Below are 8,234 nucleotides of genomic sequence, written 5' to 3'. Positions count from 1 at the left end.
ATGTATCACGAATACCAATGCCGGGGAATGGCTTTTCCCTCAGTTGTGATGTTTTATCGGTGAGTGAAATAAAACTGTCGGTAAAAAATTATGAAATTTTGAGGGAGGGAGTATTTATCGGTGAAAATGTCAGTTTTGCCGCGTAAACACTAAGAAGACGGAATTAAAACTTAATTTTCTTAACTCCTTAATGTTAAAAATTTGGATCACCATGAAGAAGTTAATATAATTAAGAGAAATAATCTCAATCATTAAGATTTTGTCGTCATTCCGCTTAACAATAACGAAATGAGGGGCACAAATGAACTAATGGATAATGAACAAATGAACCAACTATCATTCGAAAATGATGATATCCGTTCCTTCGCTCATAATTACTTTTGAAGTGATGTTAATGAATAATCCATGAGCCAATAATCCATTAATCTGGTTCAGGTTAGCAGATAATTTTGCAGGATCATCAATGAGACCGAAATCGGCGTCGATAATCAGGTTACCATTGTCGGTAATAAATGTTTTGTTAGCTACAGACCTCAATATACCCTTTCCACCAAGCTCATTAATCTGATCGGACACATATTGATAGGCCAATGGAATTACCTCAACAGGAACAGTAAAAACACCCAATTTTTTAACTTTTTTAGAAGCATCGGTAATGATGATGGCATTTCTACTCAGTGAAGCAATTATCTTCTCTCTAAACAGCGCCCCGCCTCCACCTTTAATCAGATCGAGTGATTCTGTAAACTCGTCGGCTCCATCGATACTGATATCAATTTCGCTTAAATGCCCGAGATCAAGAATTTCGATGCCCAAAGATTTCGCGAGTTCTTCTGTTCGGATGGAACTTGCGGCAGCTTTTATCTTAAGCCCTTCTTTTACACGTTTACCTAATTCTTTAATGGCAAAGGTTGTGGTAGATCCCGTGCCCAGGCCTACTACATCACCATCTTTAACAAATTTTACTGCAGCCAGGGCAGCTGCTAGTTTTTCTGCATCTTGTTGCGTTTTATCTATAGTAGCCATAAAGTAAAAATAGGTTTAAATGATAAACATCGCAAAAACGAAAAAAAATTTACTGCTGATGCAATAAATCGTTTTTATAGCGTTTATGTATATGAGAGCGTTAATTTAGATGATGGGGATTCTGCAATAGTGGAATCCCCATTTCTTTTTCCCCATGAATTATGTCATCCTGAGCGTAGTCGAAGGATCTTTTCATTTAATAGACCCTGAAATAAATTACCTTCGGTGAGCTCGCTAAGGCTCGGTTTACAGCGTAGCTTTCCGCTGTGCTACAGGTCAGGGTGACGGGCTAACTTGTAGATTTCTCCTCCGAAGGAGTTCCTTTGGAACATTTCGCTGTGCTTCATCTGATAGCTATCGGATCGAAATGACGATGACCCACAACGACTCAACTACCTCACACAATCAAGGCGGAAAAATTTTACGCACAATACAATAAATCTTATTTACAGCGTTAATGTATATGAGAGCGTTAATTTAGATGATGGGGATTCTGCAATAGTGGAATCCCCATTTCTTTTATAACAAAAAAACGGCTGGTATTTCTACCAACCGTTTCCTAACAATTAAACTCACTTATTTATTTAAAGAATTTATCCAGCCTGCAATTTTTAAAGCTTCTGCTTTGGTTACTTGCGGCATTGGAGGCATTTCTGTTGAGTAACCCGGCCAATTTTGTGGCTGTGGGTTGTGGATCAACTGAAATATTTTCTCTGCTGAATACTTACGTTTTGCAATTTCTACGAACGGCGGGCCAATCTGTCTTTTGGTTTGATTGTGGCAGGCCAGACAAGTATTTTTTGTTAATAAACCCTCAACTTCTTTAAAGGTAGGTGCTTTAGCCGTAGTTGTAGGCTTAGCCGGAGTAGCGGCTCCTTTTGCTTCAGGTGCTTTTCCAGTTGTTGCCTTTGGTGCAGCTGTTTTCTTAGCAGGAACATTTACCGGTGCCGCTGAGTTTTTGGTACTTACTTCACTGGCAGAAAGTTTATTTCCATCAGGAATTTGGTTCAAGGTATAATAAGCTACCGGATGAACTAAAGAGTAAAAACCATCTTGCGATCTTAAACCATCTAATGTTAAGGTATGGATATAATATTGGCGAAGGTTTTGAACAATAATTCTGGCTTTTAAACCATCTGCCGAAACTTTAACCCCTGAGATTTTTAATTTCTCGGTGTTTACAGGAGGTGAACCATACACCGGGTGATATTTGTAAATAAAGCTTTCTGCATCATATGAAGCTAAATCTTCAGCCGATTTACGATCAACGGGCATGGTAAACTCCACTTCGAAACCATCAGGCATTACCCTAACAGCTTTCATTTCGAAAGGGGTTTTATTATTGTATACCAGTCTTTCTAAACCTTCGTTAGCATCACCTGCCGATCCCCAACCACGGTTGGTTTCTCCAACAAATAGCGAACCATCTGTCCCCCACTCTAACCTCAATACTCCAGAACGGAAACCTTTACGAAAAAGGAAGGCAGCGCCTTGTTCCTCACCTTTCACTGTCTCCATAAAAATCCTCGAAATGATACTCATTCCCTGATCACCAACTAAAATCTGACCAGCGAACGGGCCAAATGTATTTGCGGGAATTTTAACAGGTTCTGCAGAAGAGATCCCCAAAATACCATAAGGTAGCCAAACCGATGGCAAACGTAATTCAGGGAATACTTTCTTCATTTCGAATAAGGTTTTGAATGTTTCGTTTACCCTATTTTCTGGTTTAATGTATCTTCCTTGTTCGTTTTTGGTTCTACGCTCGTCTATTTGCGAGTAAAAGAAATCTGACTGCAGTTTAACCGGAGAGTTTGGTAAATTGGTCCATCTTAAACTGGCTGGATGCCCCATAAAATCACCTTTATTTACTTTCCATAAACCACCTGAACCTACCCAGTCGCCCTGATTTTCGGTATAATAAAACTGGCCATCAATAGTACCAATCCCGGCTGGCGAACGGAAACCCGCAGCATAAGGACTCATTTTACCATCTTCGGTAATGTTCATGGCCCAACCACGCATCGGCACACGGCTTTCTGCTCTCCACCATTCTTCATCGCCAAAGGCCACGTTTCCGGTAACCATAAAAGTACCATCAGGCATTAACTTCGGCCCAAAACTATATTCGTGGTAGTGCCCACTTAACGGCCATGCATAAATGGTTTCGTACACATCGGCTTTGCCATCCTGGTCTTTATCAACCAGTTTGGTCAACTCGCCGCGTTGTGCCACATATAATGCACCATTTTTATAGGCAATACCCAAAATTTCGTGCAAACCATAAGCAAATCTGCGCCAGTAAGGCTTGGCACTTGTAGGGTTTTCTACAATGTATACTTCTCCTCTACGGGTAGAAATGCCTAAATCGCCATTTGGCAAAGTAATTAGACCACCAACTTCTAAAATGGGGCCTTCGGGCACGCGTACTTTATTTATCCTGAAAAAATCTTCTTCTTTCGGTGTTTCTTGTGCAAAAACTGTAGTAAAGCTAAAACTTAATGCCAGTATTGCTAATTTTTTAAATGTATTTCTCATTGTTATTCCAATTAAAACAAAATGGTATAATTTAACTTAGTTCCAATAGCTACGATAACTTCTTTCTTGCCATCAACGTCTCTGATTACTGGTTTAGCAGCTCCATCAGCAAGTTGTATATAGTAAGATTTATCATCAATCAGGTATAAACCTTTGGCTACTTCTTCGATATTGGAAGCGGTTGCCAATAGGAAATATAGATCTTTTGATGATTTATCAACAGCAATCTCTCTCGTTAAACCTTGTCCATTTTCCATCACCTTAACGGCATCGGTAACATTTGTTCCATTAATGATGTACTTAAACTCCGGACGGTCTTGTTTATCCATTACATAACCTTTGGTTCTGAAACCAGTACCAGCAGTATCAGCAATCCACTTATCCTGATCGTTCGCTAATTTTGAAATGGCTAAAATTGGCTTTTTAGTGAAACGGGTAACACTGCCCAATGCACGTGAGGTACCGTTTCCACGGCCATCCCACATTGGCGTAGCGTCAATAAAATCGCCATGCCATCCCTGTAGTAATGTACCATTATCTAAATCGTAGCTATAAGCAACTTTTTCTGGTCCGCCTACCGAAATAGCATGTACCGAACGTACTCTTGGCGCAACATCAACAAAACTTCTGATCATGTTGTTGCTTGCTGCTTCAATGTAAATTGGATCTGCCCCACCGTTTTGGTTTGGTTTTGGAATTTCTGATAGTTCGTTAATCTGGATATTTCTGAACGCTACCGAACCGTGATCGCCCTGTAAACGTAAAGGTCCTTTTGCTTTTTCAGCTCCTGCAGCTCCTCTGGTTGCACCAAATAGCTCCACATTTTCGTGAATCAGCACACCGTTTAGTTCTGCACTGATAATTTTAGCATTTTGCGTTTTCTTTCCTGATGCATCAAATTTTGGTGCCTGGAAGATAATTTTAATGTGCTGCCATAAACCTGGCGCTTTACTTGCATTTTGACGGGGAGCAACACCTCCAAACCCTTTTTCGGCTTCAGGTTTGCTATCATCCCAACGTTGATAAATACCACCATTGTTTGATGAACTTGGGTTTTTCAGTCCCCATGCGTCATCAATCTGAATTTCGTAATTACCTTGAAGATAAATACCAGAATTTGTCCCTTTTGCAGTTAAATAATCTAATTCTACTGTTACATCACCGTATTCGTTTACGGTATATAAATCAGAACCCGCTTTTTTTGCTGTAGATTGATTAATCAATATCCCTTCACCTTTGGTTGTTTTTAAAACATTTTCGGCGTTTAGGTCGGCCACCACATTTTGGGCGAGCGACCATGAATTTGAAGGGTTTTTAAAGGCTGAAAGATCTTTGAGATCAATACGCTGGCCAAACGCCAACAGGGTTCCGCAAAGCCAGAAAATGGCTGTAAAACCCGTCTTTGAGATGTTCATATACTTGGTTTGTTAATTTTAGCCCTAAAGCTAGATATTTTGTTTAAAATCCATCGGATAAATTACTTTACCCGATGGATAATTATTTTTTCTATTTTTCTGTTGATAATGAATAAGGGAAATCAGCTGGATTTGAACCTCTGGTTTTATTCGGCGTTGCTGTCATATTGAAATTTAACACCGCACCTTTTTGCAAACCACTGTGGCTGATCCAGTTTTTAGAATATGGTTTACCGTTCATCTGTAGCGACTGAACATAACGGTTGTTATCGCTATTGGCAGCTGCATTAATCACCACAGTTTTACCATTTTCTAAAGTAACAGTTATCTTTTTAAACAAAGGAGCACCCAAAACATACTGATCAACCGCAGGTGTTACCGGATAGAAGCCCATTGCCGAAAAAACGTACCAGGCAGAAGTTTGCCCGTTATCTTCATCACCACAATATCCATCAGGAGTAGGTTTGTACATTCTGTTCATGGTTTCTCTTACCCAATATTGTGTTTTATAAGGCGCACCACCGTAGTTATACAGGTAAATCATGTGCTGGATCGGTTGGTTACCATGTGCGTACTGGCCCATGTTTGCAATCTGCATTTCGCGGATTTCGTGAATTACGCCACCGTAGGCACTCTCATCAAATACAGGAGGCATCGAGAACACAGAATCCAATTTGGTTACAAATTTACTATGGCCACCCATTAATTTGGCTAAGCCATCAACATCCTGGAAAACAGACCAGGTATAATGCCAGCTGTTGCCTTCGGTAAATGCACCGCCCCATTTAAATGGACTGAATGGGCTTTGGAAAGTTCCATCCTGATTTTTGCCACGCATTAAACCCGAAGCCGGATCGAAAAGATTCTTGTAGTTCATGGCTCTTTTCTTATAAATATCGATCTCCGAAGCCGGTTTGCCTAAAGCTCTTCCCAATTGATAAATGGTAAAATCATCATAAGAATACTCTAATGTTTTAGCGGCATTTTCATTCTTTTTCACATCGAAAGGCACATAACCCAATTCATTGTAATATTTAACACCGTCGCGGCCAACGGCTTCCATAGGGCCCTCGTTGTTTGCACCATGTTTTAAAGCCTGCCATAACGTTTCTATGTCGTAACCACGCATACCTTTGATATAAGCATCAGAAACTACCGAAGCAGAGTTGTTACCCACCATAATGTTTGCATAACCCGGACTGCTCCACTCTGGCAACCAACCGCCTTCTTTGTAATCGTTGATTAAGCCTTGTTGCATTTCCTTGTTGATTGAAGGATAAACCAGGTTTAAGAAAGGATATAATGCCCTAAAAGTGTCCCAAAAACCCGTACCAGCGAACATGTATCCTGGTAAAACCTGTCCGTTGTAAGGACTCCAGTGTACAATCTGGTTTTGTGCATCAATCTCATATAATTTATTGGGGAAGAATAAGGTACGGTACATCGCTGAATAGAAAGTACGGGTTTGATCAATTGTACCCCCTTCAACCGAAATTTTACTTAAGGTTTTGTTCCAGGTTGCTCTACCTTTTGCTTTCGTGGCATCGAAACCATCGTTAGCCAATTCTCTTTTTAGGTTCAAATCGGCCTGCTCAAAACTGATAAATGAAGAAGCCACTTTTGCAATTACCTGCTCGCCTTTTTGTGTGGCGAAACCAATAACAGCACCGGCATGATCTACAGTTAATTCTAATTCTTTATCGTTAAGTTTTTTATCATCCCAGGTTTTAGCCAGTTTGAAATCTTTGTTGAAATAGATTACAAAGTAATTTTTGAAATTTTTAGGCAGTGGGCCACGGGCATATTTAGTGGTATAACCAATAATTTTTCTTTCTGCTGGTATAATTTTAATATAAGAACCTTTATTCTGCGCATCTACTACCACATAAGCGCTATCCGTTTTAGGGAAAGTAAACCTGAACTGGGCAGAGCGTTCTGTTGGGGTAATTTCGGTGGTTACATCAGCATCTGCTAAATAAACACTGTAATAATATGGCTTAGAAATCTCTGCTTTATGGCTGAACCAACTTGCGCGGTCATCATCTGTGAATTTTAATTTGCCGGTAACGGGCATAATAGAAAAAGCGCCGTAATCGTTCATCCAGGGCGAAGGCTGATGTGTTTGTTTAAAGCCGCGGATTTTGTCGGCCTCATAAACATAAGCCCATCCATCGCCGTTTTTACCGGTTTGTGGCGACCACATATTCATTCCCCATGGCAAACCAATTGCCGGATAGGTGTTTCCGTTAGATAATGATGGCTTGGATGCCGTTCCCATTAAAGGGTTTATCCAATCTACCGGATCTGTAATTTTGCCTATTGTTTGCGCGAAGCTGGTTGATGCCGCAACACTCAATAAAGCGATAAATAATCTTTTCATTTGTTGTGTTTGTGTTTTATATGCTGGTATTTATTTTAAACTTCCGAATTTTTAATGTAATCTGCCCAAAGCGCATCTAAATCTTTACCCGTTAATTTTGTCCAGATATCTTTGGTATAAGTGTGATCTCTTAAAGAAGCATCAACCGTTTTGATTATACCCGGTTTTACACTTTTCTCCATCCAGGCAAAAAAACCTGCAGTAATGCGGTAGCTATTTTTATAACTATGTTCTGGCTTTAAAGCAGGTAGCGACCATTTGGCGCCTTCATTATCTACACCAAATTTATAGCGTGCATAATCGGCAATACCTTCTGTTAACCAGCCCGGGCCAACGCTTCGTCCATAATCTTGTACAATGTGCATCACCTCGTGGGTTACTACATCAATATCTTCAGGATGTTTCACCATCCAGATCGAACTGAAGGTTACTTTACCGTCAGCAGTTGCCGCCACGCCTTTGTAAGCTGTATCTACAAAAAATTTCACTTCTTTTATGGTAGCTGGATTATACTCTTTGGCCAGTTTTGGGTAAACTTCGAAAAAAGTTTTGATTAACCGTTTCTTCAATTGAGGGTCTAATTCCTTAAAATTGCTCTCGAACGATAATGTATAACCACTTTTCTTTGTGATTTCCTGTGCTTTTAAATGAGCTGAAAAAGCCGAAACAAACATTAGGAAGATTGAAAAAGTAAATATTTTTTTCATCTGATTATATTTTTATTATGATGGATTGTTACTTTGGTTAGCCTGTTTAGTTCTGCAAAATAAATATAATATGTAAAACGATTTAGTAAATGATCAAAAATTTTACTTTGGTGATTATTATTTTTACAAAACACGCACTGGAGCAGGCAGTTTTTATTTGCACATATC

Annotated in this window: 5 protein-coding genes; all 5 read right to left on the bottom strand. The window is 39.7% G+C overall.

Annotated features, from left to right (window positions below; translation table 11 throughout):
• Positions 1 to 336 precede the first annotated feature (336 nt).
• The 5 genes from rpiA to AC1DND_RS12620 all read right to left on the bottom strand — a co-directional run bounded on the left by rpiA (position 337) and on the right by AC1DND_RS12620 (position 8,066).
• Positions 337 to 1,026, bottom strand: a complete 690-nt coding sequence (gene rpiA, locus AC1DND_RS12640) for a ribose-5-phosphate isomerase RpiA (RefSeq protein WP_477582053.1) — start codon at positions 1,024 to 1,026, stop codon at positions 337 to 339.
• A 576-nt stretch (positions 1,027 to 1,602) separates the two neighbouring features.
• On the bottom strand, positions 1,603 to 3,564 hold the full coding sequence (locus tag AC1DND_RS12635; protein WP_477582051.1) for a hypothetical protein: 1,962 nt from the start codon (positions 3,562 to 3,564) through the stop codon (positions 1,603 to 1,605).
• An 11-nt stretch (positions 3,565 to 3,575) separates the two neighbouring features.
• Positions 3,576 to 4,979, bottom strand: coding sequence for a 3-keto-disaccharide hydrolase (locus tag AC1DND_RS12630; protein ID WP_477582049.1), 1,404 nt, complete (start codon positions 4,977 to 4,979; stop codon positions 3,576 to 3,578).
• A gap of 91 nt (positions 4,980 to 5,070) precedes the next feature.
• Positions 5,071 to 7,359, bottom strand: coding sequence for a GH92 family glycosyl hydrolase (locus AC1DND_RS12625; protein WP_477582047.1), 2,289 nt, complete (start codon positions 7,357 to 7,359; stop codon positions 5,071 to 5,073).
• A gap of 35 nt (positions 7,360 to 7,394) precedes the next feature.
• Positions 7,395 to 8,066 carry a basic secretory protein-like protein gene (locus AC1DND_RS12620; protein ID WP_477582045.1) on the bottom strand — a complete coding sequence of 224 codons (672 nt, stop codon included), beginning with the start codon at positions 8,064 to 8,066 and terminating at the stop codon, positions 7,395 to 7,397.
• Positions 8,067 to 8,234: the final 168 nt, after the last annotated feature.

The sequence above is a fragment of the Pedobacter sp. 01N416 genome (genome assembly GCF_056399685.1).
The sequence above is the reverse complement of the archived record's forward strand: the minus strand, read 5'-3'. Positions and strand labels throughout refer to the sequence as shown.

Coding starts and splice junctions, on each gene's coding strand:
- AC1DND_RS12630 (WP_477582049.1), bottom strand. CDS start 4,979: ATGAACATCTCAAAGACGGGTTTTACAGCCATTTTCTGGCTTTGCGGA.
- AC1DND_RS12625 (WP_477582047.1), bottom strand. CDS start 7,359: ATGAAAAGATTATTTATCGCTTTATTGAGTGTTGCGGCATCAACCAGC.
- AC1DND_RS12635 (WP_477582051.1), bottom strand. CDS start 3,564: ATGAGAAATACATTTAAAAAATTAGCAATACTGGCATTAAGTTTTAGC.
- rpiA (WP_477582053.1), bottom strand. CDS start 1,026: ATGGCTACTATAGATAAAACGCAACAAGATGCAGAAAAACTAGCAGCT.
- AC1DND_RS12620 (WP_477582045.1), bottom strand. CDS start 8,066: ATGAAAAAAATATTTACTTTTTCAATCTTCCTAATGTTTGTTTCGGCT.